At 68.8% G+C, this 24,206-nt stretch carries 22 protein-coding genes; 9 read left to right on the top strand and 13 right to left on the bottom strand.

What is annotated here, in order from left to right; translation table 11 throughout:
- From GXW78_RS08775 to GXW78_RS08735, 9 genes are all read right to left on the bottom strand, one after another.
- Entirely contained in the window at positions 1-765 is a 765-nt protein-coding gene (locus tag GXW78_RS08775) for an enoyl-CoA hydratase/isomerase family protein (protein ID WP_211867955.1), read from the bottom strand.
- Positions 762-1,832, bottom strand: coding sequence for an acyl-CoA dehydrogenase family protein (locus tag GXW78_RS08770; protein ID WP_211867953.1), 1,071 nt, complete (start codon positions 1,830-1,832; stop codon positions 762-764). Before GXW78_RS08770 ends, GXW78_RS08775 begins: the two co-directional genes overlap by 4 nt.
- Before the next feature lie 87 nt (positions 1,833-1,919).
- On the bottom strand, positions 1,920-2,561 hold the full coding sequence (locus tag GXW78_RS08765; protein WP_211868192.1) for a 3-oxoacid CoA-transferase subunit B: 642 nt from the start codon (positions 2,559-2,561) through the stop codon (positions 1,920-1,922).
- 72 nt (positions 2,562-2,633) lie between these two features.
- Positions 2,634-3,314, bottom strand: coding sequence for a 3-oxoacid CoA-transferase subunit A (locus GXW78_RS08760; protein WP_211867951.1), 681 nt, complete (start codon positions 3,312-3,314; stop codon positions 2,634-2,636).
- Between the two features lie 5 nt (positions 3,315-3,319).
- A complete protein-coding gene (locus GXW78_RS08755; protein WP_246521988.1) occupies positions 3,320-4,147 on the bottom strand; it encodes an isocitrate lyase/PEP mutase family protein in 828 nt (275 codons plus the stop codon).
- On the bottom strand, positions 4,144-5,007 hold the full coding sequence (locus GXW78_RS08750) for a MaoC family dehydratase (protein ID WP_211867949.1): 864 nt from the start codon (positions 5,005-5,007) through the stop codon (positions 4,144-4,146). The genes GXW78_RS08755 and GXW78_RS08750 overlap by 4 nt, the downstream gene beginning before the upstream one ends.
- Positions 5,007-7,148, bottom strand: a complete 2,142-nt coding sequence (locus tag GXW78_RS08745) for an acetate--CoA ligase family protein (protein ID WP_211867947.1) — start codon at positions 7,146-7,148, stop codon at positions 5,007-5,009. The genes GXW78_RS08750 and GXW78_RS08745 overlap by 1 nt, the downstream gene beginning before the upstream one ends.
- A gap of 191 nt (positions 7,149-7,339) precedes the next feature.
- Complete coding sequence (locus GXW78_RS08740) at positions 7,340-7,600, bottom strand: hypothetical protein (RefSeq protein WP_211867945.1); 261 nt, start codon at positions 7,598-7,600, stop codon at positions 7,340-7,342.
- 135 nt (positions 7,601-7,735) lie between these two features.
- Positions 7,736-9,091, bottom strand: coding sequence for a lytic transglycosylase domain-containing protein (locus GXW78_RS08735; protein ID WP_211867943.1), 1,356 nt, complete (start codon positions 9,089-9,091; stop codon positions 7,736-7,738).
- 291 nt (positions 9,092-9,382) lie between these two features.
- On the opposite strand from GXW78_RS08735, the gene GXW78_RS08730 reads away from it, so the two are divergent.
- The 3 genes from GXW78_RS08730 (at position 9,383) to GXW78_RS08720 (ending at position 11,601) form a co-directional block, all read left to right on the top strand.
- Positions 9,383-9,940 carry an outer membrane lipoprotein gene (locus tag GXW78_RS08730; protein WP_246521987.1) on the top strand — a complete coding sequence of 186 codons (558 nt, stop codon included), beginning with the start codon at positions 9,383-9,385 and terminating at the stop codon, positions 9,938-9,940.
- Positions 9,941-10,025: 85 nt separating this feature from the next.
- Entirely contained in the window at positions 10,026-10,859 is an 834-nt protein-coding gene (locus GXW78_RS08725) for an ABC transporter permease (RefSeq protein WP_211867941.1), read from the top strand.
- 4 nt (positions 10,860-10,863) lie between these two features.
- Positions 10,864-11,601, top strand: coding sequence for an ABC transporter ATP-binding protein (locus tag GXW78_RS08720; RefSeq protein ID WP_211867939.1), 738 nt, complete (start codon positions 10,864-10,866; stop codon positions 11,599-11,601).
- 73 nt (positions 11,602-11,674) lie between these two features.
- Here the strand turns inward: GXW78_RS08720 and GXW78_RS08715 are convergent, their stop codons facing one another.
- From GXW78_RS08715 to GXW78_RS08700, 4 genes are read right to left on the bottom strand one after another with little or no spacing between them, the layout of a single operon-like run.
- Positions 11,675-12,763 carry a glycosyltransferase family 4 protein gene (locus GXW78_RS08715; protein WP_211867937.1) on the bottom strand — a complete coding sequence of 363 codons (1,089 nt, stop codon included), beginning with the start codon at positions 12,761-12,763 and terminating at the stop codon, positions 11,675-11,677.
- A 3-nt stretch (positions 12,764-12,766) separates the two neighbouring features.
- Complete coding sequence (locus GXW78_RS27875; protein WP_246521986.1) at positions 12,767-15,127, bottom strand: glycosyltransferase; 2,361 nt, start codon at positions 15,125-15,127, stop codon at positions 12,767-12,769.
- Positions 15,124-17,040 carry a glycosyltransferase family protein gene (locus GXW78_RS08705; protein WP_211867935.1) on the bottom strand — a complete coding sequence of 639 codons (1,917 nt, stop codon included), beginning with the start codon at positions 17,038-17,040 and terminating at the stop codon, positions 15,124-15,126. The genes GXW78_RS27875 and GXW78_RS08705 overlap by 4 nt, the downstream gene beginning before the upstream one ends.
- A 14-nt stretch (positions 17,041-17,054) precedes the next feature.
- Positions 17,055-18,278, bottom strand: coding sequence for an FkbM family methyltransferase (locus GXW78_RS08700; protein WP_211867934.1), 1,224 nt, complete (start codon positions 18,276-18,278; stop codon positions 17,055-17,057).
- A gap of 39 nt (positions 18,279-18,317) precedes the next feature.
- Between GXW78_RS08700 and GXW78_RS08695 the strand changes: the two genes are divergently transcribed.
- From GXW78_RS08695 to GXW78_RS08670, 6 genes are all read left to right on the top strand, one after another.
- The gene (locus GXW78_RS08695) at positions 18,318-19,367 is read left to right on the top strand and encodes a glycosyltransferase family 2 protein (RefSeq protein WP_338147711.1); all 1,050 of its coding nucleotides are present in this window, start codon (positions 18,318-18,320) and stop codon (positions 19,365-19,367) included.
- Between the two features lie 103 nt (positions 19,368-19,470).
- The gene (gene gmd / locus GXW78_RS08690; protein WP_211867932.1) at positions 19,471-20,526 is read left to right on the top strand and encodes a GDP-mannose 4,6-dehydratase; all 1,056 of its coding nucleotides are present in this window, start codon (positions 19,471-19,473) and stop codon (positions 20,524-20,526) included.
- A complete protein-coding gene (gene fcl, locus GXW78_RS08685) occupies positions 20,519-21,469 on the top strand; it encodes a GDP-L-fucose synthase (protein WP_272876812.1) in 951 nt (316 codons plus the stop codon). The genes gmd and fcl overlap by 8 nt, the downstream gene beginning before the upstream one ends.
- Positions 21,470-21,480: 11 nt before the next feature.
- Entirely contained in the window at positions 21,481-23,088 is a 1,608-nt protein-coding gene (locus GXW78_RS08680) for a glycosyltransferase (RefSeq protein ID WP_211867931.1), read from the top strand.
- Positions 22,995-23,981: a glycosyltransferase gene (locus GXW78_RS08675; RefSeq protein WP_338147710.1), complete on the top strand. Its 987-nt coding sequence runs from the start codon at positions 22,995-22,997 to the stop codon at positions 23,979-23,981. Before GXW78_RS08680 ends, GXW78_RS08675 begins: the two co-directional genes overlap by 94 nt.
- A 65-nt stretch (positions 23,982-24,046) precedes the next feature.
- The coding region (locus GXW78_RS08670) for an NAD-dependent epimerase/dehydratase family protein (RefSeq protein ID WP_211868183.1) at positions 24,047-24,206 on the top strand (160 nt) is incomplete at its 3' end.

Genomic DNA, 24,206 nt, shown 5'->3' with positions numbered 1-24,206 from the left:
TCAGCCTCCGAACTTGGGCTTACGCTTCTCGAGGAACGCCGCGCGGCCTTCCTGGAAGTCGGATGTGGTGAACAGCAGGCCCTGGAAGGTCTGCTCGTCGGCCAGCGCCTCGTCGAGGCCCTCCGACAGGATCTTCTTCGTCAGCTCGATCGGGCCGGACGCCTCGGCGGCAAGGAAGCGCGCCTTCTCCAGCGCGACCTCCAGCGCCTTGCCCGGGGGGGCGAGGTAGTCCACGAGGCCGATGCGCTCGCCTTCCGGCGCGTTGACCACCTCATGGTAGAACAGGATGCGGCGCGCCCGGCCGACGCTGACGCGGCGCGGCAAGAAGTACGGCAGGCCCATGTCGGACATCAGCCCGATCTTGTGGAAGCCGGCGACGAAGCGTGCATCCTCGGCCGCGACGATGGTGTCGCAGGCACAGGCGACGGCCATGCCAGCACCCGCTGCCCAACCCTCCACCGCTGCGACGATCGGCTTCGCGCCGCGCGCCATCAGCCGCACGAGGCGATGCGTGCGCCGCATGCGTTCCCGCCCCGCCAGCGCATCCCCCACATCCATCGAGGAGATATCGCCGCCCGCGCAGAAGGTGCCCTCCGCGCCCGTGATGACGATGGCACGCACGGCCTTGTCGGCATGGCCGCGCTCGATCGCGTCCTCCAACGCCGCGCGCACCGCAGGGGCGATCGCGTTCTTCCGCTGCGGATAGTCGATGGTCAGGATCAGGACGTTGCCGTCCATCTCCTCCCGGACACGCGCCTCGCTCATTCCACATCCTCCGGCGCCAGCGCCATGAAGCGGCGGCGATGCAGCGCGGCCGCGCCGTACTGATTCATGATGACCATGCCGCGCCGCAGATACAGCCCGACATCGTATTCGTCCGTGTAGCCGATACCGCCATGCAGCTGGATGCATTGCCGCAGCACATACATTCCGGATTCAACCGCGCGGTGCTTCGCCTTCGACACGGCCGCCTGCCGCACCGCGCCGGTCGCGCCGTCATCCAGCACCGCCGCAGCGCTTTCCACCGCCGCACGCGTCAGCGACACATGGATCTTCAGATCCGCCGCGCGGTGCTGCAGTGACTGGAAGGTGCCGATGATCCGCCCGAATTGCTGCCGCGTTTTGAGGTAGCCGAGCGTCAGTTCGAACGCCTTCTCCATCAACCCGAGCATGTGACCGGCCGTGGCCAGCGCGGCCTCGTCGATCGCCTGCTCCACCACGGCGCCGACATCGTCCGCAATGCGGCTGCCGCGCGACAGGTCCGCGCGCAGCGTGCCGACGAAGCCGCCATCCATGGTCTTCTCCAGGACCAGGTCAGACCCCGCCGCCTCAAGCGCCACCAGCGCGATGCGGTTGCCTTCGCGCACCGGCAGCAGGAAGGCGTCCGCCCCGCCAGCCTGCGGGATGAACATGCGCGGCGCATCCCCCGTGCCGGGCACCGCGATGCTGTCGGCCTTCTCCTGCCACGCGGTCAGCACCACCTTGCTGCCGTCCAGCAATCCACCAAGCAGCGCCTTGTCCTCCGCCGCCGCCAGCAGGCGCGCGGAGAGCATCGCCGGGATCAGCGGTTCCGGCGCCAGGCCCGCGCCGAGTTCCTCGGTCAGCGCCACCGCCTCAGACATGCCAAGGCCGCTGCCACCGGCCGCCTCCGGCGCCGCCAGGCCGATCCAGCCCAGCGCGCCCATCTCCGCGAAGACGTCACGCGAGAAGCCGGGCTCAACGAAGCGCAGCGCACGAACGCGCTTCGTGTCGCCGTCGCGCGGGGCGACCGCACCCGCGCTGTCGCGGATCATGCGGATGGATTCGGATCGGTCGTCGAGTGCCTGGCTCATCACTTCCAAAAGGTCGGGGGAGATGAACTCCCCCGAACCCCCTCCTTTTTCTGTCTGTGCCCCTCGCCGCTGGCGAGAGGCAGCCGGTCATTGCGTGTGGAGCGTCGCGCCGGTGGCGGCCTGCGCTTCTTCCAGCGTCACGCCGGGGGCGAGGTCCACGACGACGAAGCCCTTGTCGGCAACGATCTCGAAGACACCGAGATTCGTGTAGACGCGCTTCACCGCACCCGGCGTCGTTAGCGGGTAGCCGCAGCGCTCCACCAGCTTCGGACGGCCATCCTTCGTGCTGTGCTCCATGATGACCCACAGGCGCTTCGCGCCCGCGCCGAGGTCCATGGCACCGCCCACGGCCGGGGCCGTATCGTTCTCGCTCGTCGCCCAATTCGCGATGTCGCCGTTCTGCGCGACCTCGAAGGCGCCCAACACGCAAAGGTCGATATGCCCGCCGCGGATCATCGCGAAGCTGTCGGCATGGTGGCAGTACGAACCACCCGGCAGCAGCGTCACCGCCTGCTTGCCGGCATTCACCAGCCACGGATCCACCTTGTCCGGCGCCGGCGCGGGGCCCATGCCGAGAATGCCGTTCTCGGAATGGAAGATCACCTCGCGCTCGCTCGGCACGTAGTTCCCGACCATGGTCGGAATGCCGATGCCGAGGTTGACGATCCAGCCCTCGGGAATGTCCTGCGCCAGGCGCGCGGCCATGGCCTTGCGGTCGAAGCCCGACATGTCCTGCTCCTCCTTACGGTTCGGCACCCGGTTCCCGCCGCGACGCTGCGGCCGGCGGCGACCGGATGCGGGTTATGCCCAGTTCGGCCCGCGATCCACCTGGATCACGCGCTTTACGAAGATGCCCGGCGTGTGCACGTTCTCCGGCACCAACTCACCCAGTTCGCGCAGATGCGACACCTGCGCGATCGTCAGGTCCGACGCCATCGCCATCACCGGGTTGAAGTTCCGGCCGGACGCGCGATAGGTCAGGTTGCCCCAGCGATCGCCTTCCCAGGCCTCGACCAGCGCGACATCGCCCTTCAACGCGTGCTCCATCACGTACTTCCGGCCGTTGAACTCGCGTTCTTCCTTGCCGTTCGCGAGGATCGTGCCGACCGAGGTCGCGGTGAAGAAGGCCGGCACGCCGGCGCCCGCGGCGCGCATGCGCTCGGCCATCGTGCCCTGCGGCACGATCTCCAGTTCGAGCTTGCCGGCGCGGTACAGTTCCTCGAACACCACCGAACCCTGGCTGCGCGGGAAGGAGCAGATGATCTTCCGCACCCGCCCGAGTTCCATCAGCTTCGCCAGGCCGACGCGCCCCGTGCCCGCGTTGTTGCAGACGCAGGTGAGGTCCTTGGCACCCTGCTCGATCAGCGCCTCGATCAGCTCATCGGGCTGCCCCACGGCACCGAAGCCGCCGATCAGCACGGTCGATCCATCCTTGATGCCCGCCATGGCGTCGGCCATGGATTGCACGATCTTGTTGATCACCGGTGTCAGTCTCCCTCGCCGCGCATCGCGGCACTCACTTCGCTGCCCGCCGGGCCGCCGGCCAGCTTTGCCAAATCACCCGCAACCATCGCGCGACCAAGTTCAAGCGTATGCGCATAGGCCGCCCGCGTGATCAGCCCGCCCGCGCTGACACGCCGCACGCCGGCCGCAGCGAGCGTCGCCATCGGCACGAAGCCCGCCCGTGGTCCACCCAGCACGTTCACCGGCTTCGGCGACACTGCGGCGACCACCTGCGCGATCGCATCCATGTCCGGCAGGAACGGCGCGTAGAGACAATCGGCCCCGGCTTCCGCGAAGGCCACCAGCCGGCGAATCGTGTCGTCCAGGTCGGGCCGGCCGTTCAGGAAGTTCTCCGATCGCGCCGTCAGCACGAAGGGCCGGCCCACCGCGCGGGCGGCCTGCACCGCGGCGCGGATGCGCGCCACCGAATGGTCGAAGTCGTGGATGGGCGAGGCCGGGTCGCGCGTCGTGTCCTCAATGGTACAGCCGGCGAGGCCGGCCTCCGCCGCCGCGCGCACCGTCATCGCGCAATCTTCTGGCGACGGGCCGAAGCCGTCCTCGAGATCGGCCGAGACCGGCAGGTCCGTCGCCGCGATCAGGATGCGCGCGTTGTCCAGCGATTCAGCCAGCGTGATCGCGTAGTCGCGCCGCCCGAGCGACCACGCGATGCCCGCCGAGGTCGTCGCGATCGCCACCGCGCCGGCATGCGCCAGGATGCGCGCACTGCCCGCATCCCACGCATTCGGCAGCGCGAAGCAGCCGGATTCATGCAGGGCGGCGAAGCGCGCCGCGCGCTCGGATGCGTCCATCATGCCCCCGCGTGTCGGAACAACCCATTGCTCACCACGACCTTGTCGCGCTCGACGACACGCGCGCGGAAGGCCGCGCCGCCATCCTCGTGCCAGATCTCGGTGCGGATCGTCTCGCCGGGGAACACCGGGGAGGAGAAGCGCAGATCCATCCGCCCGAAGCGCGCCGGATCATACCCGCACAGCGCCTTCATCAGCGCGTGGCAGACCACGCCGAAGGTGCACAGCCCGTGCAGGATCGGCTGCTTGAAGCCGGCCTTGGCCGCCACGTCCGGATCGATGTGCAGCGGGTTGTGGTCGCCGTTCAGCCGATAGACGATCGCCTGTTCCGGCCGCGTCGGCAGGTCGACCGTGAAGTCGGGCGTGCGCTCGGGTTCCGGATGCGGCTTGCGGATCGGGCCGGACGGGCCGCCGAAACCGCCATCGCCGCGCGCAAAGGTCGTGCCTTCCAGCGTCGCCAGCTTCTCGCCCGTCTTCGCGTCGGTCACGACGCGTTCATTGTACAGCATCGCGCCCTTGCCGGCGCCGCGATCGACGATGCTGGTGATGCGCGACTTGCCGACGATCTCGCCTTCCGCCGGCAGCGGCTTGTGCAGGATGATCGACTGTTCCCCATGCAGCACCTGCGTCCAATCGACGCCGGTGTCCGGGTTGCGGATCCAGAAGCCCGGATAGCCGAGCACCACCGCCATGGAGGGCATCGCCTTCAGCCGCGGCTCGTACAGGAAGTCGAGTTGCGCCTGGTCCATCGGGTCCTGGCCGAGCCCGATCGAGAAATTGTACAGCGCCGTATCCTGCCAGCGGATCGTCTGGCGGATCTCCGGGATCGGGTAATTCAGCAGGTGGTCGTGATTGATCGCCATCAGTGCGAATCCCCGACTCCGATGACGGCATCGGCGGCAAAGGCACCCTGCCCCTGCGGCAGCACCAGCAGCGGGTTCACGTCGACGCCCGCCAGCCGATCCCCCGCACCCGCCGCGAAGCGCGACAGCGCCGCGAGGGCCGAGGCCAACGCCGCCACATCCGCCTTCGGCCGGCCACGCGCGCCATCCAGCAGCGGGAAGCCCTTCAGCGAGCGGATCATCTGCTCGGCCTCGGCCTCCCCGAACGGGCAGCGGCGGAAGGACACGTCCTTCAGGATCTCGATGAACACGCCACCCAGGCCCACCATCGCGACGGGCCCGAACACCGGGTCGCGCGCGATGCCGAGCGCCATCTCCACTGCGCCCTTGATCTGCTTCGCGATCAGCACGCCCTCGATGCGCGCACCCGGCGCGCGCTCGGCGGCACGCGCCAGCAGCGTCGCATGCGCTTCCCGCACCGCGGCCGCATCGGCCAGGTCGAGGATGACGCCGCCGATCTCGCTCTTGTGCAGGATGTCGGGAGACAGGATCTTCGCGACGACCGGATAGCCGAAGGCTTCCGCCGCGGCGACGGCTTCCTCCACCGACGCGCAGGCCTTCTCGGGCACCGCCGGCACGCCTGCTTCCGCCAGGATGCGCTTGCCCTCGGCCTCGGTCGGCGTCGTCGCCGGCAATTGAACCTCCGGCAGCACGATCTCCTCGCGCTCACCGGCGGCCGCGAAGGCTGCGCCGAAGCTGCCCATCGCCGCGATGGCGTTCACCGCGCGCGTCGGGTCCTCGAAGACGATGTAGCCGTCTTCCTCGTACCCCTTCACCTTGTCGGCGGAAGCGATGACCGACAGCACCCAGAGCCGGTCCGCGAATTTCTCGCGGGCCTGCTTCAGGTATGGGCGCAGCTTCGGCGCCATGGTGGTGGATCCGCCGGTCTGCGTCAGGAACACCAGCATCGACTCGTAGCCGCCGGCCTCCGCCGTGGTCTCGAGGAAATGCTCGAACATCTCCGTCTGGTTCACCGCCTGAGCGGTGCAATCCACGGGGTTGCGCGGCGCGGAGAAGGAGATCAGCGAGCGCAGCTTGTCCTGCGCCGCCTGCGGCATTTCCGGCATCGGCAGGCCGACGGATTCCGCGGCATCCGAGATCAGCACGCCGGCACCGCCCGACACGGTGATGACGCCGAGCGTGTTCTTCGCCGGATAGATGCGCCGCGACGCCGCATAGGCGATGTCGAGCATCTGTTCCGTCGTGCTCGCTCGCACCACGCCGAATTCGCGCAGCACGGCATCCGTCACCGCATCATCGCCGGCGATCGACGCGGTGTGCGACTTCGCCGCATGACCGCCGAGTTCCGAGCGACCCACCTTCATCATCACGATCGGCTTGCGGTTGCGCCGCGCCAGATCGAGCGCGGCGGTGAAGCGCGCGCTCTCGCGGATCCCTTCGGCATAGGCGCAGATCACCTCGACTTCCGGTGCCTGCGCCATCCAGCCGATCACTTCGCCGAGAGAGACGTCGCTCTCATTGCCGGTCGTGACGCAGACCGTCGTACCGAGCCCGCGCGCCCGCGACGTCGCGAACAGATGCGTGCCATAGGCGCCGGATTGCGAGGCAATGCCGATATTGCCGCGGATCGGCCAGCCCTGCTCGAAGCTGGTCGAGAACATGGGGTAGAAGCCGACCGCCGCGTTGAACAGGCCGAGGCAGTTCGGCCCCAGGATGCGCATGCCATGCTGGCGGGCGGCCGCGACCAAGCGGTCCTGCATTGCCGCGCCGGCCTCATCCACCTCGGCGAAGCCGGCGGTGAAGACGATCGCCGCGCGGCAGCCCTTCGCGCCCAGATCGGCGACGGCCTGCACCGCCGCCTCGCCCGGCACCGCGACGATCGCAACGTCCGGTACCTGCGTCAGAGCGGAAACGGAAGCGAAGGCGGGCAGCCCCTGGACCGTCGCGCGGTTCGGATTCACGGGCAGGATGGCGCCGGCGAAACCCTGGTTGGTCATGTAGGCAATGGGCCGCCCACCGATGCGGGTCGCGTCGTCCGAAGCGCCGATGACGGCGACGGACCGCGGACGGATCATGGCATCGAGGGCAGCGAACGCAGTGCCGCGCGGCGCAATATCGGGGTGACCGCCTTCGGCGGGCATGGACGTTTCCTTATCCGGCTGTCGCCGGAGGGTGACGCCACGCGCCGCCGTGGGCAAGGGGGGTTGGAGGCGTGATCGACCGTTCGGTCGGTCGGAGGCTCATGCGGCGGCACGCGTGAGAAGCAGGCCGCGCGAGCGATGTCGATGCCGCCCGCCCGGCGTGACATGCCGCCGGGCGGAACTGCGATGGCTCAGGAAGCCACCTTCTCCTCAGCCTCGTCCTCTTCGGACTCGTCTTCGTCCTCTTCGTCCTCGTCCGAATCCTCGGGGTCGCGCTCCTCGGCTTCGAACTCGCCGGACACGGCATCCATGCAGCGCTGGTATGTCGAGAGGATCCAGTCGGCCGTAGCGCCGCCCTCGTCCTTGCCTTCGGCGCGCATCACGATCTGCAGCAGGGCGAGCGCCACCGCCGCGTCGCTGTCACCTTCGATCTCGATCTCAAGCCCGTCCATCGCCGGTCTCCCTTGGCTGACGGGCGGACGGTGCCAGGAAGCGACAGCGGCGATTCACCGCAGACGCATGACAGCGCAAAACTTCATGGGGGCGACGCAAAAGGGGGCGCCCGACTGGCGCCCCCTGGCGTGTGGTCAGGCGCCGGGGGCGACGACCGTGCAGCCGCCGCGCGAACGCAGACGGGAGCAGGCCTGCTCGGCCGTGGACCGGTTCAGACCGGTGACCCGCGCGCGGTACAGCGTCGTGGAACCCTGCCGTACCGGCGTAACGGCCGTGCGCGTGCCCATGGTGGCAACCACATCGCGCGCCTGGTCCGCCGTCGTGCGGGCCAGGTTCTGCGACGAGAAGGCGCCGACTTGAATCGCCCACCCATTGCCGCCGCCGGAAGCGGCGGGCGGAGGCGGCGCCGCGACGGCGGCCTGCCGCACCGGCGGTGTCACCCGCGGCGATACGGAAGGGGCCGGCAGGGTGCCGGCATGGGCGGAGCCCACGATCCCGAAGCCACGGAAAGGCGAAGCCGCCGGCGCGCGGCGTTCGGTCGGTGCCGCAAGTGCCGTCGCGACCACGGCGGGTGTCGCCTGCGGCATCGGCCCCTCATCCGACTGCATGCCGCGTTCGATCTCGGACTGGCGGGCCGCCTCGGCCAGGGCCGCGCGGGCGCTTGCCGTCAGCGTCGGGTTCTCGGCGCCCGTCATATAGGCCGGCGTTCCGCCGCTCGGGGCCGGCGGTGGCGGTGCCATCGGGGCGATGCTCGCCACCTGGACCGGCGCGGCGGCGGGCGGCGGGCTGACGGCGGCAACGGCGACCGCGACGGCGGCCGGGGCCTGCCGCTGTTCGCGAAGGGCGAAGGCGGTGCCCGCAGTCATCGGGCGCGGCCCGGCGGCGATGCGCGTGCCGATGTCGGCGGCGGCATAGACCTCGGCCGGCGCGCGGTTGCTCGGATGGGCGCCTGCGATGCGCGGCCCGATTCGAGCGACATAATTGCGCGTCTCCGCAGGCAGGCCGCGGCCACCCCACAGATAGTCCTCGAGCCGCCGCGGACCCGCGTTGTAGGCGGCAAGGAAGGCCGGGCTGCCGTAAAGCTCGTACATTTCCCGGAGATAGGCGGTGCCCGCCTGGATGCTGTCATAGGGATGGTACGGGTCGGAGCCGAGGTTGTAGCGGGCCTGCAACTCCCGATAGGTCCCTGGCATCACCTGCATCAGACCCATGGCCCCGACAGGGCTGGTGGCATTCGCGCGCCCGCCGCTCTCCTGGCGCATGACCTCACGGATCCAAGTTTCCGGGACGTCAAAACGGCGGGAGGCGTCGCGGACCCACGGCCCCCACGGGTCGCCGGGCGGCCCCGGCGGTGAGGTGCTGTCAGGACGATTGTAATATGGCCCGTTGTTAGCCGCGGTGCGCGTCCCCGTCTGGGCGCAGGCCGCGAGCAGCGACAACGCCGCTGCGACCAGAACGGCCCTGCTGCCGTTCGCCAAGCGTGCGGTCATTCCCCCTGATCTCCATACCGCCGCATCGCCGGCTGTCCGTTGCGTGAAGGTCCGGAATCCCCCTCCGGCCCTTCCGGGCAGCCCGCTAGCGGACGTTGAGTGCAATCTGCTGAAACGTTGCGTAGGCCAGTGCCGGCCACCCGGTCAAGCATTGCGGACGCATCGCACCATATGGTGTGTCCTGCCTGGCCGGCCGCGCCGTGGGTGGACGGGACCATCAGACTGTGGCCAGAGCGAGGCGACCTGCGGGATGATCCGGCCCATGCCGTCCGCAACCAACCGGAGAGTTGCATGATATTCGAATTTCGCCGCCTTGCGCCGCTGGCTGTCATGCTGGCCCTCGGAACGGGCCTCATGGCCTGCGCGCCGGCCGGCAACTCGGTAGTCAGCCACAACGCGCTCGGCTCGTCGGGCTATGTCTCGGCCGGCACCATCGTTGGCATGCGCCCGGTTCAGGTGCAGGGCTCGCGTAGCGGCGTCGGCGCCGCGGGCGGTGCCGTGGCCGGCGGGCTGATCGGCAGCACCATTGGCGGCGACTGGCGCGCCCGCACCGTGGCCGGGGTGGTCGGCGCCCTGGCCGGCGGCCTTGCCGGCGGCGCCATCGAGGAAGGCGTCACCCGCGGCAACGCCATGGAATTCATCATTCGCGACGACAACGGCCAGATGCGGTCGGTGATCCAGACGAACGAACAGAACCTCGGCGTCGGGGAACGCGTGATCATGACCCAGACCGATCGCGTCCGCCTGTCGCGCGCCGGCGGCGCCGCGCCGGTAGGCTACGGCGCGGCCTATCCCGGGGGGGCCTCTGGCGGCTACGGCGGCGGTCCGGTCGACGCTCCGGGGAAGTGAAGGTCGCAGCCCAGGCCCGCGACCACGCGGTCCGCTGCGGCACGCCCTTCCTGCCCGATCTGCCAGGGTGTAGAAGCCCGCGCCGATGCTGAACACCGCTCGCCCGACCCACGGCTTCGATGCCGCCAATCCCCGCCGGCGTGAACGCGCCCTCGAGGACCTGGCAGGCGGGCTCGCGCGCTGGCGACTCGCCTGGGCTCTCGCGCGCAGCGACATCACGCATCGCTATCGCGGCTCCATCCTCGGGCCGATGTGGCTCACCCTGTCCACCGCGGTGATGCTCGGGGCGCTGGGATTCCTCTACGCCAAGCTGTTCCGCATCGACATGACCGACTATCTGCCCTGGCTCACGGTCAGCCTGATCGTCTGGAACGTGCTCAACCAGGTGGTTTCCGACGCCTCCGGCAGTTTGACGGGCGCCGAGGGCGTCATCCGCCAGATGCCCCTGCCCTATTCGGTGCACGCCATGCGGGTGGTGATGCGGAATGCGCTGATCGCCGCCCATAACCTGCCGCTGATCGCGGTGGTCTTCATGATCTTCGGCGTGGCGCCGAGCTGGTACGCGCTGCTCGCCATACCCGGTTTCCTGCTGATGGCCGTCGCGGGTTTCGCGGCAGCCCTGTTCCTCGGGATGGCCTGCGCGCGGTTCCGCGATATCCCGCCGATCATCGGCTCGGTCATGCAGGTCGCCTTTTTCGTCTCGGCGGTGATCTGGAAGCCGGAGATGGTCGGCCACTGGCAGCCCTATCTGCCGATCAACCCGGTCTTCGCCCTGATGGAGGCCGTGCGTGCGCCGCTGATGGGGTCCCCCGGCGGCATCACGGTCTGGCTCGCCGCCATCTTCTGGACCGGCGTGATGGTGGTGATTGCCTGGGCCTTCTTCGTCCGCTTCCGCGGCCGGATCGCCTTCTGGGTCTGACACGATGGCCACGATCGAAGCGGCGGGGCTCGCCATCGAGTTCCCGCTCTACCACCACAATGCGCGCTCGCTGAAGCAGCGCATCCTTGCTTCCTCCGGCCTGCGGCTGAAGCAGGACGCGGACAACCGCGTGGTGGTCGCCGCGCTGCGGGACCTCAGCTTTTCCATCGGAAAGGGGGAGCGCGTCGCGCTGGTGGGGCCGAACGGCGCCGGCAAGACGACGTTGCTGCGCACCATCGCCGGCGTCTACGAACCGGTCGCGGGCATGCTGCGCGTCGAGGGTGAGATCGGTTCGCTGATCGACCCGGCCGCCGGGATGGATTCGCTGCTGACGGGGCGGGAGAATGTGGTGCTGCGCGCCCTGTTCCGCGGCATGACCGAGGCCGAGGGTCGCGCCCTGGCCGACGAGGTGGCGGGCTTCGCCGGGCTCGGCGACTTCCTCGACGTGCCGACCCGCGGCTACTCCGCCGGCATGAACGTCCGCCTCGCCTTCGCCATGGCGACGGCGATGTCGCCGAATATCCTGCTGATGGACGAATGGTTCCTGGCCGGCGATGCGGACTTCATGAAGCGCGCCGAGGAACGCCTCGCGCAGCTCGTGACGGGCGCCGACATCCTGATGATCGCGACGCACGACATGACCGTGGTGCGGAAGTGGTGCACGCGTGCGATCCGACTCGAGGGCGGGCGAATCGTCGCCGATGGCCCGGTCGAGGACGTAATCGAAGCGGATCGCGCCTGACTGAAGGCGGCCGGGCGCATGATGGCGCCCGCAGGCTTTGCGACCACGGGCAGGCAGAAGCTCGCAGGCGCGGTCAGGCCGTCGCGAGCGCCGCCAGCAACCGATCGAGCATGCCGTCCCAGTCGCTGAGCCTCAGCCCCGCCGCCCGCGCGCCGGCCGCAAGCCTGGCGCGACGGTCGGCGTCGGCCATCACCATCATCGCTTCGGCAAAGGCCTCCGGCGTCACGGCGCGGGCGAGCAAGCCGTCAATGCCGTCCTGCAGTTGCTCGGCCAAGCCACCGACCGGGGTCGCCACCACCGGCACGCCGGCGGCGTGAGCCAGCGGCGCGACACCGCTCTGGCTCGCTTCGCGATAGGGCAGCACCACCGCATCGGCCGAGGCAACGAGCCGCGCCATCTCCGCCTCGGGCAGCCAGCCCGCGCGGAGCTTGACGCCCGGCAGCGCGGCGAGGCCGGGGGCGAGCGCCTCCGCATCACCTTCCCCCGCCACGAGCAGCTGCGCGGCGGGGAATCGGGGTTGGAACAGCCGCCAGGCATCGCGCAGCAGATCGAGGCCTTTGTAGGCGCGCATCCGGCCGGCGTTGACGAACAGCAGGCCTTCACCCGGTCTACGCGCCACCTCCGGCGCGGCGGGCATGATGGCACCGAGCGACAGGCGATGGACCCGCAGCGTCGGTCGCCGTCTGTGAATGCCCGCCGCCACGCTGTCGGAGAACGCGATCGCCGATTCCGCCGCGTCGAGTTCGCGCATCAGCCGCCATTCCCAGAACAGGGCCGGGTCGCCTGGATGCGGTTCGGCGTCATGCACCATGGGCACATAGCGCAGCCCGGCGCGCTTCAGGCCCGGCGCGATCAGCGGCGTCCAGAGATGCGTCATCACCGAGATCACCGCATCCGGCCGGAAGGCCAGCGCCTGGCGCCGCAGCCGTTGCGCGAGCGCCGGCACCCGCAAGAACCCCGTGGCGAAGCCGGCGGCGGAGCGGTAGGTCGGCACGGCATCGACCGGCAGGCCGGTGGCCCGGATCTCGGTCATCAGCTCGCATTGCGCCGACAGCGACAACACCGCAGGGGTATCGTTCCGTCGCGCCAGCGCCGCAGCCAACGCAAGCGTCTGCTGGGCCCCACCGCCCCTCCGCCCCCAATACCAGAGCAGCAGCCGCATGGATTAGCCGTGATGGCGCAGCTTCGCGCGGCGCAACAGGTCGATGACAGTGCCGCGTAGCCGCCAGAAGGGGCTGCGTTTCATCGCCTCGATCTCGGCGAGCGCGCGCAGCAGGGCGCCGGAAGGCCGGGCCGGCGCCGCCAGCGCGCTGCTGCCGCCCGCATGCGCCAGCGCCTCGACCGCGAGGTCCGGCCGGCGCTGCAGCCAGGCCTGAATGCCGGCCTGGTAGGTGCGGAACTCCCGCCAGCCATCGCCGGGCACCGCCCGCCGCCCGGCGGCGAGATCGTCGATGGTCACACGGAAGGCGTCGAACGCGGCGCGCGCCTGCGCCGCGGTGGTGAACTTCGCCGCCTGGCTGAGCCCCGCCGCAACGCGCGATGCGCGCAATGCGGGGTCGGACAGCGACAAGACCGCGTCCGCTGCGCCGGCCGCATCGTCGGCACCAACGAAGATCGCCGCATCCCCGCCGACCTCGACCAGCGAGGAGTTGGCGCAGGTCACCACCGGGCAGCCGCAGGCCATCGCCTCCAGCACCGGCATGCCGAAGCCCTCATAGCGAGAGGGGTAGATGAGCGCCGCCGCGCCGGCATAGAGCAGGCGCAGCGTCGCATCGTCCGCCTTCACGCGACGCATCGGCACCGACGGCGCGGCCGCGCGGAAGGCGGGCTCGATATCCGCCAGACCACCAACGCAGACGATCTCGAAGACGGTACCACGCTTCGCCATGGCCTCGGCGGCGCGGAAGGCGAGGATGCCGTTCTTGTACCCGCCTGCGCCACTGCGGTCGCCGACCAGCAGCAGATACGGGCGGTCGATGCGGAGCGCCGCGCGCGACCGGGCGATCTCACCGGCGGTCGCCGGCGTGAAGACGGGCGGCAGCCCGCAATAGGCGATCGCGATGTCCGCCTCGGCGATGGCGGGGAAGAAGCGCGTGAGATCCCGGGCGGAAGAATGCGAGATCATCGCGTGACCGGAAGCGTGCCGGATAGAGCGCGCCTTCTCCTGCCAGCCCTCATCCGAAAGGTCGACGCCGGTGACCTCGGGAATCATGTCGTAGCCGAAGAAGAAGGCGGGTGTCGCCGTCGGCGCCGAGTAGTAGGTCGAGACGAACAGATCCGCGCCGAGGTCGCGACAGAGTCGCTCCAGATAGAGGCTGTCCGCCCCGCAGCGGCCATAGTCATGTTCGGCGATGGTGACAGTGTGCACGCCCGGGATGCGCGGCGCCGTACCCACGCGGTCGAGCAGGATGAAATGGTCGGCGGTGCCATCCTTCACCCATTCCTCGAACATGCTTTGCCAGACGCGGGCAACGCCGGTGGCGAGGTACTGCCAGTAGATGCCGTCGATGAGGATGCGCGGCCGCACCGGCACCGGGCCGCGGTCCTTCCGCCCGGTCGGCGCGGCGAAGTGCCAAGCCCCGTTCGCATCGGGCCGCGCGATGGGTTCGATGCGCAGCATCGCCGCATCGTCGAACACCGCCCGGTCGGTGACCCAGGCGAAATAGTCGGCGACGAAGCCCGGCCCCTTATGTGCGAGCAGTTCCCGCCAGCGCGCCGTCGCGCCGGCATAGCCGTAATAGGATTCCTTGAAACCGAGCTGTGCCTCGGTGACGTAGGCAAAGTGCTGGAAGACCGCGCCGAAGGCTTCCGTCTCATCATGGGTGAAGGGAAGCTGCGTCGCGACGTCGAGCGGCTCTCCCTCCGCGCGGGGCCTCACCAGTGTCGGCGGCTCATGCGCGGCCCAGTGGTCGCCCGGCTCGTAGCGCCAGGTGCGATGCCATTCGTATTTCGGGTTGGCAGCGTAATTCCCGCGCGTGGTGATCACCTTGTCAGGTGCGACGAAGTACCAGCACCAGTAGAAGGCGGCGCCACGCTCCGGCTCCGCGATGAAGCGGCGGCGCATCTCGGCCACTTGGTCGGCGGTCCACAGCTCATCCGCATCGATCTGCCAGAGCAGGCAGGATTCGCGGATCGATTCGAGCGGTGCGTTCACCATCTCCCTCTTGCCATCCCAGAAAACACCAGGCGGCTTGCGGTAGATCGTGACCTGGCCGGGGAAGCGGCGCGCGAGATCGTCGAGGTATTCGCTCGTCCCGTCGTTGCTGCGGCCATCGCGATGGACGGCGTCGCTGATGGTGCCGCCGGCGGCGACGCTCCAGGCCGTGTCGTGGCGCAGGGCGGCCACGCCCTCGATGATGTGCCAATGCCAGCGGAAGGGCAGCTCGGCCAGCATCGTCTCGTGGTAGCGGATGAACGGCTCCCCGTTCAGGACGATCGTGAAGAAGTGGATCGGCAGCGCTTCGTTGTCCGACACTGCCGGCGCGACCGGGCGATCGCCCCGCGCAACATCAGCTTCAGGATTCATCTCTGGACTTTCCGACCGGCCTCAAGAGAGTGCACAAACTTTGTCACGAGTTGCCGCCACCGCGGGGGCTCGGCGTCAGGTACCACGGCCGGGGCGCCCGGTGAGCGGTCACGCTCGACTTCTCGCGCGAAATCGTAGATCGCCTCCGGCGGCGAAGGCCGCTTCCGCTGAATGAACTTCAGGGCCCGACCGCGCAGGTGCCATCTGGCGATGAAGGCGCGGGCCTCGTCGGTCGGATGCGACAATGTCCAATTGTCCTGCTGCGTCTGCCGCCAGCGCCATTCGGCGGTCGCCATGCCACTGAACACGAATTCCGTACGCTCCGCCAGCGACGCCATGAGGAACACGTCCTCCGACAGATCGAGCCGGGGGTTCTTCAGGATGTGCTCATCGAGCAACTCCCGGCGGCATACCCAGGCGTGAATGCCAATGACGTTGCGGACAGGCGAGAGGTCGTGGAACTCCTCCTCATACATGCTGAACAGTTCGCGCCGCTCTCTTGTCGCGAGTGGGGCGCGTGACGTCCGGTCGCGCGGAGTGCTGAAAAAATGTCCCTCATCGTCATGCACGCGCATGAGGCCGGAATAGGCAAAGCCGCACCGCGGATGGCGCTTCAGGCATTCCATCAGGGAAGCGACGTGATTGGGATGGAACGTGTCGTCGTCATCGAGAATGCCGAAATACTCGGCGGAAACATGGGAGACCCCGGCCCAAAGCGACGTGGCCCGGTTCCCGTCATTCGCGACGATGACATGGTGGATCCAGGCGAAGCGGTCGCGATACGCGTCAATCAGGGCATCCAGGCCCGGCACGGGATGAAACTGCAGCAGGGTCACGGCAATGGACGGCCAGGTCTGCTCGGCCAGGCTGTCCAGCGCGCGAGCGATCATCTCCGTGGAACGAAGACCGACGCGCACGACGTACTCAACCGTCGGCGGCGGCGCGGAAAGGTACGATTCCGTGCGCACCATCGAACGGCGCTCGCGCACCTTGTCGAGGTACTCGGGCAGGCCGGACAGCATGCTTTCAAGCGACAGTCGACTACGGAACAGTTCGTTGGCCCGGGTCGCAAGCCTCTGCGCAGCCATCGGGTTTGCCGCCGCCCAGCGCAGATGGCCGATCACCTGCCGGGCAACCTGTGGCGGCGGAAGCTCCGGATTCACATAAAGCGCGGCATTGCGGAACCAGACGCGCGGAAACTCGAAATCGTCGGTGATGATCAGAGCCCCGGCCGCGGCTGCCTCGAACAGGCGCATCGATGGGCAATTCCAATCCCGGTGCGCGCCCTTGTGGAGGCACAGAGCCACGCCGGACCGGCGCAGCGCTTCGATGACGGAGGTCCCGTCGAAGGGCAGCGGACCGCGGTAGCTGTCGGGCCGATCCTTCCAGGCCTCCGGCGGCCCATAGATGTCCATGGGAACCTGTCCGTCGAGGTGTCGGAAGACCTCCCCGTGCCGCGACCCGTCCCAGTGGATGCCTGCGTACATCAGGCGAAGCACGGGCGGCAGCCGGTCGGCCGGACCGCTGTCGGGGGATGACGGCAGCATCAGCCCCTCATGGATGACGCTCTCCTTGCCGCGGCTCGCCAGGAAATCGTCCACCCACTGCGCGATCGGCTCCGATCCGCACAGGTGCCCGTCATAGCTCAGGATGGCGTCATGTGCCGCTTGATCGCCGGCAAAGTACACGGGCGCGTTCCACATCAGCCCGATCGTCGGCACGCTCGTGAGCTTGGGCGTGAAGTGATGGGTTGCGAGGACGCAATCCACTTTCGCTTCCATGATGTCGTCGGACGACACCACCGACACGGCAGAGAAGCCAAGCCGCTCGCAGGCGGCGATGCAGCGGCGGATCCACTCGGCCTCCGCAGTGTGACGGGCATTCGGGAATGCGTTCTGTAGCGCGATGCGCATGTCCCCGACCCTTCTCAGCGCGACACGAACAGGCCATCGGCCTGCAGCAACCGGCCCGTCCGCGGATCCTCCAGCGCCGGCGCCAACGCCAGGCATCGGAAGCCTCGTCCCGCCAGATAGGCGGTCATTTCGCTGATCTGGGCTGCGCCGTCGTAGAGCTCGGCCAGCGAGAGCTCGCACAGCAGCACGCGCACCTGCGGGCCATACTTCCGAAGTCCCTCGAGAACCTGCTTCTCGTAGCCTTGAACGTCGATCTTCAGGGCGAACAGCGTCGTGGGGTCGGAGTAGGTCCCGCCGATGACGTCATCGAGCATCAGGACGGTGCAGGATTCTGTGCCGCTGTAGACCGATTGCGGTGCGACCTCATGGTGCAGGGCCGCCATCGGCAACAGCGACGAACTCCAGGAATTGGCCGCTATGTTGATCCTGGCGTCGCCTTTCGTGGCACCGAGGGCACAGCGCTCAGCCACGTCCCAGAGCGCGTCGCCCGCCGCCGCTTTCCGGAGCTGCGCATGCGCATCGGAAAGGGGCTCGAAGCTGACGATCTGACCGTGCCAGCCGCTGGCGCGCAGCGCGCCGGCGAACTGCCCGCTGTTCGCGCCCACATCCAGGACCACGTCGACCGCGAAGGCCTTGCACTGCTCGACGAACTCCGCCGTCAGAAACTGGCCTTCGACGTGATCCATCTCGGTGGCGGTCGAGCTTCCTGCTGCGGGATGAACGGGTGCGCGCGGCGTCGCGCGCTGCGGGGTGGCGAGGTCCCAGCTCAGAGGTTTGGAAAGGCGAAGGACATGTCCAAGGCGACGCCACCGGGATCGGCTCAGTTCGCGCTGAAGTTGCTTTAGCCGGGACAGTTCCGCCCGAAGCAAGCCGGCCGGCAGAGCAGCGTCGGATGACGCGGTATCCTCGGCATAGGGGGAACGCCAGTCGGCCTGTTCCCATTCTGTTTGCCGCGCCACCCCAAGCTGGCGTCCCAGCCGAAGCCAGCGCGAGCGCCGTGTCACCGCTTCAATATCAATCTGCGCGGCGCGCAGCAGGGCCAGCACCTGGTCGTCCGACACACGATCGGCGCTATCGGCGATCGGCTCGGGCGCCGCACCGCCCTCGCCCATCGCCTTGAGCCGATGACGAGCGGAAACGAGCTCCCGCCGCAGCCTGACCAGATCCTCGGCCTGCACTTCGACGATACGGCGCAGGGCTGGTGCATCCGTCGCCGGCCCCGCAACAAGCATGCGCATGCTAGCAACCAGCCGCGGCGTCTCAACGCCGACTAATGCATGATCGCTCGCCATTACGCCGCTCTCCCCGCTGGTGTTATAGCTCAAACTTGCCTACTCCGTATCGAGTGTGACTGCATGGTCGCCGGGGACGCGGGTCTTTGCTCCAGGCCGGAGCAGTACGCAATGTCGAAGATTTGCAGAATGAATCGCCCACGGGTCTCCCTAATTACGGTTTGTATGAATGCAGCAGCGACAATTGATTCATGCCTTTTCAGCATCGCACGGCAAAGTTACCGCGATTTCGAACATGTCGTGGTCGATGGCGCGTCCACAGACGGCACGCTCGCTATCCTCGAGAAGCACAGATCGGAAATTGGCACGCTGATATCGGAGCCCGACCGGGGCCTTTACGACGCCATGAACAAAGGAATAGCCGCGGCGAACGGAGAGTTCGTGCTGTTCATGAATGCCGATGACACCTTTGCGTCACGACATTCGCTGCGAGATGCAATACTTGCCATCGACAAGCTGCCGGACGGCGACGTGTACTACGGCTCGATCGAGGTTCGCAGCGACCTGGGCCAAGGCTTTGGGCCCGTCATTCATACTCCAGCGTCACCCGATGCCGCTGCGGAGGAGATGGTGACCGGCTGCTTGCCGCATCAGGCAACGCTGGCGCGCCGGGCGGTGTTCGATCGCACCGGACCATTCGATCTGCGCTGGCGCCGCCACGCCGATTACGATTGGTGGCTCAAGGTGATGGCGGACCCGACCCTTCGTCTCCGCCGAATCGACACCGTTGTCGCCTCCTTTGCGCTTGGCGGCGCCTCCTCCGAACTTGCCAAGGGGCAGCCGGAGGTCTTCGCCATCCAGAACGCCTCCATGCTGTACCGCAGCGCCGAATGGGACCGGCGGAGGATCGAGCTGCTTCAAAAGGCCTGGCTTGAGGCCCGGATCGAGGCCGCCGCGCTGCGCGAGGCCGCTGCGGCATCCGGGCTGGCGCCCCCGCCCCTCCCGTGGAAGGCGCGCCTCGCTGCCATTCTGCCGCGGCCGGTCCTCCGCGCCGTCCAGGGCGCCAAGCGGCGGCTCTCGCGCATCCGATCCTGACCTCGCCGCCCTTCCTGTGCCCACGCCGGGCTGCTAGACAGCCCGACTCCGGGCCCCCAGATCAGCGCCGCGCCCCAGCGCGGCCGCCCATGGAAGGAACAGGATGTCGGATCGTCGCAAGGTCGCCCTCATCACCGGCATCACTGGGCAGGACGGCTCCTATCTCGCGGAGTTGCTGCTCGAGAAGGGGTACGAGGTGCATGGCATCAAGCGCCGATCCTCCTCCTTCAACACGGGCCGCGTCGATCATCTCTATCACGACCGGCATGTGCCGGGCGCGAGCTTCCTGCTGCACCACGGCGACCTGACCGACGCGACCAACCTGATCCGCATCCTGTCGCAGGTCCAGCCGACCGAGATCTACAATCTCGGCGCCCAGAGCCACGTCGCCGTCTCCTTCGAGACGCCGGAATACACCGCCAATTCCGACGCGCTCGGCACGCTGCGGCTGCTCGAAGCGATGCGCATCCTCGGCCTGGAAAAGTCAGCGCGCTTCTACCAGGCCTCGACCTCGGAACTGTACGGCAAGGTCCAGGCAGTGCCGCAGGACGAGATGACGCCCTTCTATCCACGCAGCCCCTACGCCGCTGCGAAACTCTACGGCTACTGGATCGTGGTGAACTACCGCGAGGCCTACGGGCTGCACGCCTCGAACGGCGTGCTGTTCAACCATGAGAGCCCGCGCCGCGGCGAAACCTTCGTCACCCGCAAGATCACCCGCGCCGTCGCCGCGATCCATCTGGGCCAGCAGGACACGCTCTGGCTCGGCAATCTCGACGCCCGCCGCGACTGGGGCCATGCGAAGGATTTCGTCGAGGGCATGTGGCGCATCCTCCAGCAGGACACGCCGGACGATTACGTGCTCGCGACCGGGGAGACCTATACGGTCCGCCATTTCTGCGACCTGTCCTTCGGCGAGGTCGGCATCGCCCTCGACTGGCGCGGCGCCGGCGTGAACGAGATCGGCGTCTGCAAGAAGACCGGGCGGGAGCTTGTGCGGGTCGATCCAGCCTATTTCCGCCCGACCGAGGTGGACCTGCTGATCGGCAATCCCGCCAAGGCGAAGCGCGTGCTCGGTTGGTCGCACACGATCAAGCTGCCCGAACTGGCGGCCGAGATGGTCGCCGCCGACGTGGCCGCGTTGAAATCCAATGGCTGACCTCTTCACTCTGAAGGATAAGCGCATCTATGTCGCGGGCCATCGCGGCATGGTCGGCGCTGCCTGCGCACGCCATCTGGTGGGCCAGGGTGCCGAGGTCATCACGTCCGACCGGGCGACGGTCGATCTGCGCCGCCAGGACCAGGTCGAGGCCTTCATGGCGCGGACCAAGCCCGACGCTGTCGTCGTTGCGGCGGCGAAGGTGGGCGGCATCCTCGCCAACGACACCTATCCGGCGGAATTCCTCTACGACAACCTCATGATCGAGGCGAACCTCATCGAGGCGGCGCACCGCAACGATGTGAACCGCGCGCTGTTCCTCGGTTCCTCCTGCATCTACCCGCGCGAGGCGCCGAACCCGATCAACGAGGACGCGCTGCTGACCGGCCCGCTCGAGAAAACCAACGAGTGGTACGCCGTGGCCAAGATCACCGGCATCAAGCTCTGCCAGGCCTATCGCCGGCAGTACGGGCGCGACTACATCTCCGCCATGCCGTGCAACCTCTACGGCCCGGGTGACTACTTCCACCCCGAGCGCAGCCACGTCATCCCGGCCCTGCTGCAACGGTTCCACAAGGCGGCGCAGGACGGTACCGAGGTCGTCACCTGCTGGGGCAGCGGCACGCCGCGGCGCGAATTCATGCATGTGGACGACGTCGCCGCCGCCTGCACATTCCTGCTGCGGACCTATTCGGGGGAAGGCCATCTCAACATCGGCACCGGATCCGATATCACGATCAGGGAACTGGCCGAGGAGATCGCCCGCGTCACCGGCTTCCAGGGCCGGATCGAGTGGGACACCAGCAAGCCCGACGGCACGATGCTGAAGCGCATGGACGTGTCGCGGATCGCCGCCCTCGGCTGGCAGGCGCGGGTCGGCTTCCGCGAGGGGCTCGCGGCCACCTACCGCTGGTTCCTCGAACAGCCCTCGCTGCGGACCTGAAGGCCGCGCGCATGCGCGTCGCCTTCTTCGGCCTCGGCTATCACGCGAAGACGGGGTCGAGCCGCTTCCTCCTCGACCTGCTGGAACAGCACGCGACAGTCGACACCTTCTTCGCGGAGGCAAGCGTCCCCGCGGTGCGCCGCGCCGCGCCTGGCTTCGACGAATCGCGCTACGACGCCATCGTCATCTGGCAGTTGCACGAAGCCTTCGCACTGCTGTCCGGCCGGCATCCCAACGTCACCTTCGCACCGATGTACGATGCGATGTGGCGGGGCGGCGCCTTCACGTGGAAGCCGTCCTTCGGCAAGGCGAAGATCCTCTGCTTCTCCTGGGCGCTGGCGGCGGAAGTGGCGCGCTACGCCGCCGTGCATCGGCGCGTGCAGTACTTCCCGGATGCGGACGCCGTCCCGCCGGTCGGCGATTTTGATACGCTCCGCGGCTTCCTCTGGTACCGACGCCGCGACATCTCCCCCGAAGCGGTCTTCGCCCTGACGGCCGGCTCGCATTTCGACAGCCTCACCATCCATGACGGGCCCGATCCCGGTCATGAGGCACCCTTCCCCGCCGCGGCGCCACGCCACATCGGCACGCTGCGGCGCACGGGCTGGTCCGAGGACGGGTCCGCCTTCGCCACCGCGCTCGCCGGCGCCAATGTCTTCTTCGCACCGCGGCCACTGGAAGGCATCGGCATGTCCTTCCTCGAAGCCATGGCGCGCGGGCTCTGCGTCGTCGCGCCGGACGCGCCCACGATGAACGAGTACATCTCCCACGGCGCGAACGGCCTGCTGTATGCGCCGGGGCAATATCGGGCGCTCGACTTCGCCAACGCGAGAGACCTTGGTGCGCGGGCGCGCGAGACCATGCTGCGCGGCCGCGCGGCGTGGGAAGCGGGGGTTCCGGCGCTGCTCGACTTCATCGCCGCGCCGCGCGCCGCCATCGCCGCGCGCGAGGCGAGCGTCGCCGTGCCGGCGGCGCCCTCGCCCTGGCATATCCTCGGCGGCGAGGGCGTCCGCCACGACGCCGCCGCACTCGACCGCGTCATTGGCGGGGCGCCGCCGGAAGCGCGCATCATCCGCGGCCACCACGTGGCGCGCGACCGTGCGGGCCGCGAGACGCTGCTGCGCATCGCCGAGTTCGGCGCTGGGTGGGACCGGTTGCTCGCCGGGGATGTGGGGCCGCGCGGCCCACGCGGCCTCGGCGTGCCGCAGGCGACGCTGATCCATGCGGATGTGCTGCGCCAGTTCGATGCCGCGCCGCCACAGACCGCGCATCACCTGACGGCGCTGCTGCGCCGCGCCCGGCTGGCCGGCATCCCGATCCATGATTCGGACGAGATCCTGGGCACCCGCAACCTGCCGGAGGACTGGCCCGCCGAGCGGCGCGCCTGGTACCAGCTCGTCGCCGCCGAGGCCGGCGCGGCCGCGGGCGCAAGGGTGCTGGAGGCGCTGGACGACGCGGCCGGGGACGCCAAGGCGCGCCGCCGGGCCGCCGCGCCGGCACGTGCGGCGATCGCCCTGATCGGGCTGTGCGACCGTCTTTCGCCAGCCTTGGGCCGGGCTGCAGAGGCGCTGATCCTCGGCGGCGCGCTGCGCCGCCTGCGCGGCATGGTGCGCCGGTGACGCCGCGGTTCTCGATCGTGACGCCCTGTCTCAACCGCGCAGCGACCATCGGCGCGGCCATCGAGAGCGTACTGGCGCAGCGCCACCCCTCGGTCGAGCACATCATCGTCGATGGCGGTTCGACCGACGGCACGGCGGAGGTACTCGCCCGCTACCCGTCACTGACGGTCATCAGGGAAAGTGACCGCAACCTCTACGACGCGATCAACAAGGGATTGCGGGCGGTGCGCGGAGAGATCGTCGGCCTGCTGAACAGCGACGATCTCTACGCCCCGGGCGCCTTCGCCGCGGCCGAGGCGGCGCTGGCCGACCCCGCGGCGGAGATGGTACTCGGCGCAGCCGAGTTCTTTAGCGAGGCGGGCACCCTGAAGCGTCTGTCCGGCGGCGCCGTCGCGCTCGCGGAGGCGAACGTCATCGGCGGCATCACCACCATGAACGCAGCCCTGTACCGCCGTGGCCTGATCGAGCGCGTCGGCCCCTTCGATGACCGCTTTCCCCTGTCGGCGGACAAGGATTTCTGGATGCGGCTGGTGCTGCTGCGCCCCACGGTGGCGGTGACGGGGGCGACGATCATCCGATACCGCTCCCACGCCGGGTCGCTCACATTCGCCGCCGGCGACCTGCGGGAGAAGCTGTCACGTCATCTGCTCGACACCGCTCGAACCAGGCTGGCGGAGCTGACGGCCGGCTCGGCTGCGCGGGCCGCCTACCGACGCTGGCACGGCTGGGCCACCGGATATCGGCTGCTGGTCCAGGCCCGACGGGGGGACGTCGCGGCCGCCGCCGCCACCGCGTGCGGCGGCTTCGCTGCCGATGCACTGTGGCCGGCCCGCTTCCTTGCATTCCTGCCCGGCCATTGGCGCGGCCGGGCGGCGCGACGCGGCGCTGTCTAGATCCTGCCGCTTTCCTTGCGTAAATCTCGAACGACTGTGATGTCCGGGGGCGAATCGAAATCAGCATGACCCTTTTGATCACTGGGGGCCTGGGCTTCATCGGCTCGGCTGTGGTGCGGCGCCTGCTCGGCACCACCGAGGAGGTCGTGGTGAACGTCGACCGCATGACCTATGCGGCGAGCCCCGAGAGCCTGGGAACTTGGCTGCGCCATCCGCGCCACATCC

This window comes from Neoroseomonas terrae (genome assembly GCF_018129025.1).
Lineage (GTDB): Bacteria > Pseudomonadota > Alphaproteobacteria > Acetobacterales > Acetobacteraceae > Neoroseomonas > Neoroseomonas terrae.
Note: the sequence above shows the minus strand (reverse complement) of the source record. Positions and strands in the feature narration are given on the sequence as shown.

Bases quoted from the DNA above. Each gene is read 5' to 3' on its own strand.
- GXW78_RS08775 (WP_211867955.1), bottom strand. From the start codon at position 765: ATGAGCGAGGCGCGTGTCCGGGAGGAGATGGACGGCAACGTCCTGATC.
- GXW78_RS08770 (WP_211867953.1), bottom strand. From the start codon at position 1,832: ATGAGCCAGGCACTCGACGACCGATCCGAATCCATCCGCATGATCCGC.
- GXW78_RS08765 (WP_211868192.1), bottom strand. From the start codon at position 2,561: ATGTCGGGCTTCGACCGCAAGGCCATGGCCGCGCGCCTGGCGCAGGAC.
- GXW78_RS08755 (WP_246521988.1), bottom strand. From the start codon at position 4,147: ATGATGGACGCATCCGAGCGCGCGGCGCGCTTCGCCGCCCTGCATGAA.
- GXW78_RS08750 (WP_211867949.1), bottom strand. From the start codon at position 5,007: ATGGCGATCAATCACGACCACCTGCTGAATTACCCGATCCCGGAGATC.
- GXW78_RS08745 (WP_211867947.1), bottom strand. From the start codon at position 7,148: ATGCCCGCCGAAGGCGGTCACCCCGATATTGCGCCGCGCGGCACTGCG.
- GXW78_RS08740 (WP_211867945.1), bottom strand. From the start codon at position 7,600: ATGGACGGGCTTGAGATCGAGATCGAAGGTGACAGCGACGCGGCGGTG.
- GXW78_RS08735 (WP_211867943.1), bottom strand. From the start codon at position 9,091: ATGACCGCACGCTTGGCGAACGGCAGCAGGGCCGTTCTGGTCGCAGCG.
- GXW78_RS08730 (WP_246521987.1), top strand. From the start codon at position 9,383: ATGATATTCGAATTTCGCCGCCTTGCGCCGCTGGCTGTCATGCTGGCC.
- GXW78_RS08725 (WP_211867941.1), top strand. From the start codon at position 10,026: ATGCTGAACACCGCTCGCCCGACCCACGGCTTCGATGCCGCCAATCCC.
- GXW78_RS08720 (WP_211867939.1), top strand. From the start codon at position 10,864: ATGGCCACGATCGAAGCGGCGGGGCTCGCCATCGAGTTCCCGCTCTAC.
- GXW78_RS08715 (WP_211867937.1), bottom strand. From the start codon at position 12,763: ATGCGGCTGCTGCTCTGGTATTGGGGGCGGAGGGGCGGTGGGGCCCAG.
- GXW78_RS27875 (WP_246521986.1), bottom strand. From the start codon at position 15,127: ATGAATCCTGAAGCTGATGTTGCGCGGGGCGATCGCCCGGTCGCGCCG.
- GXW78_RS08705 (WP_211867935.1), bottom strand. From the start codon at position 17,040: ATGCGCATCGCGCTACAGAACGCATTCCCGAATGCCCGTCACACTGCG.
- GXW78_RS08700 (WP_211867934.1), bottom strand. From the start codon at position 18,278: ATGCGCATGCTTGTTGCGGGGCCGGCGACGGATGCACCAGCCCTGCGC.
- GXW78_RS08695 (WP_338147711.1), top strand. From the start codon at position 18,318: ATGATCGCTCGCCATTACGCCGCTCTCCCCGCTGGTGTTATAGCTCAA.
- gmd (WP_211867932.1), top strand. From the start codon at position 19,471: ATGTCGGATCGTCGCAAGGTCGCCCTCATCACCGGCATCACTGGGCAG.
- fcl (WP_272876812.1), top strand. From the start codon at position 20,519: ATGGCTGACCTCTTCACTCTGAAGGATAAGCGCATCTATGTCGCGGGC.
- GXW78_RS08680 (WP_211867931.1), top strand. From the start codon at position 21,481: ATGCGCGTCGCCTTCTTCGGCCTCGGCTATCACGCGAAGACGGGGTCG.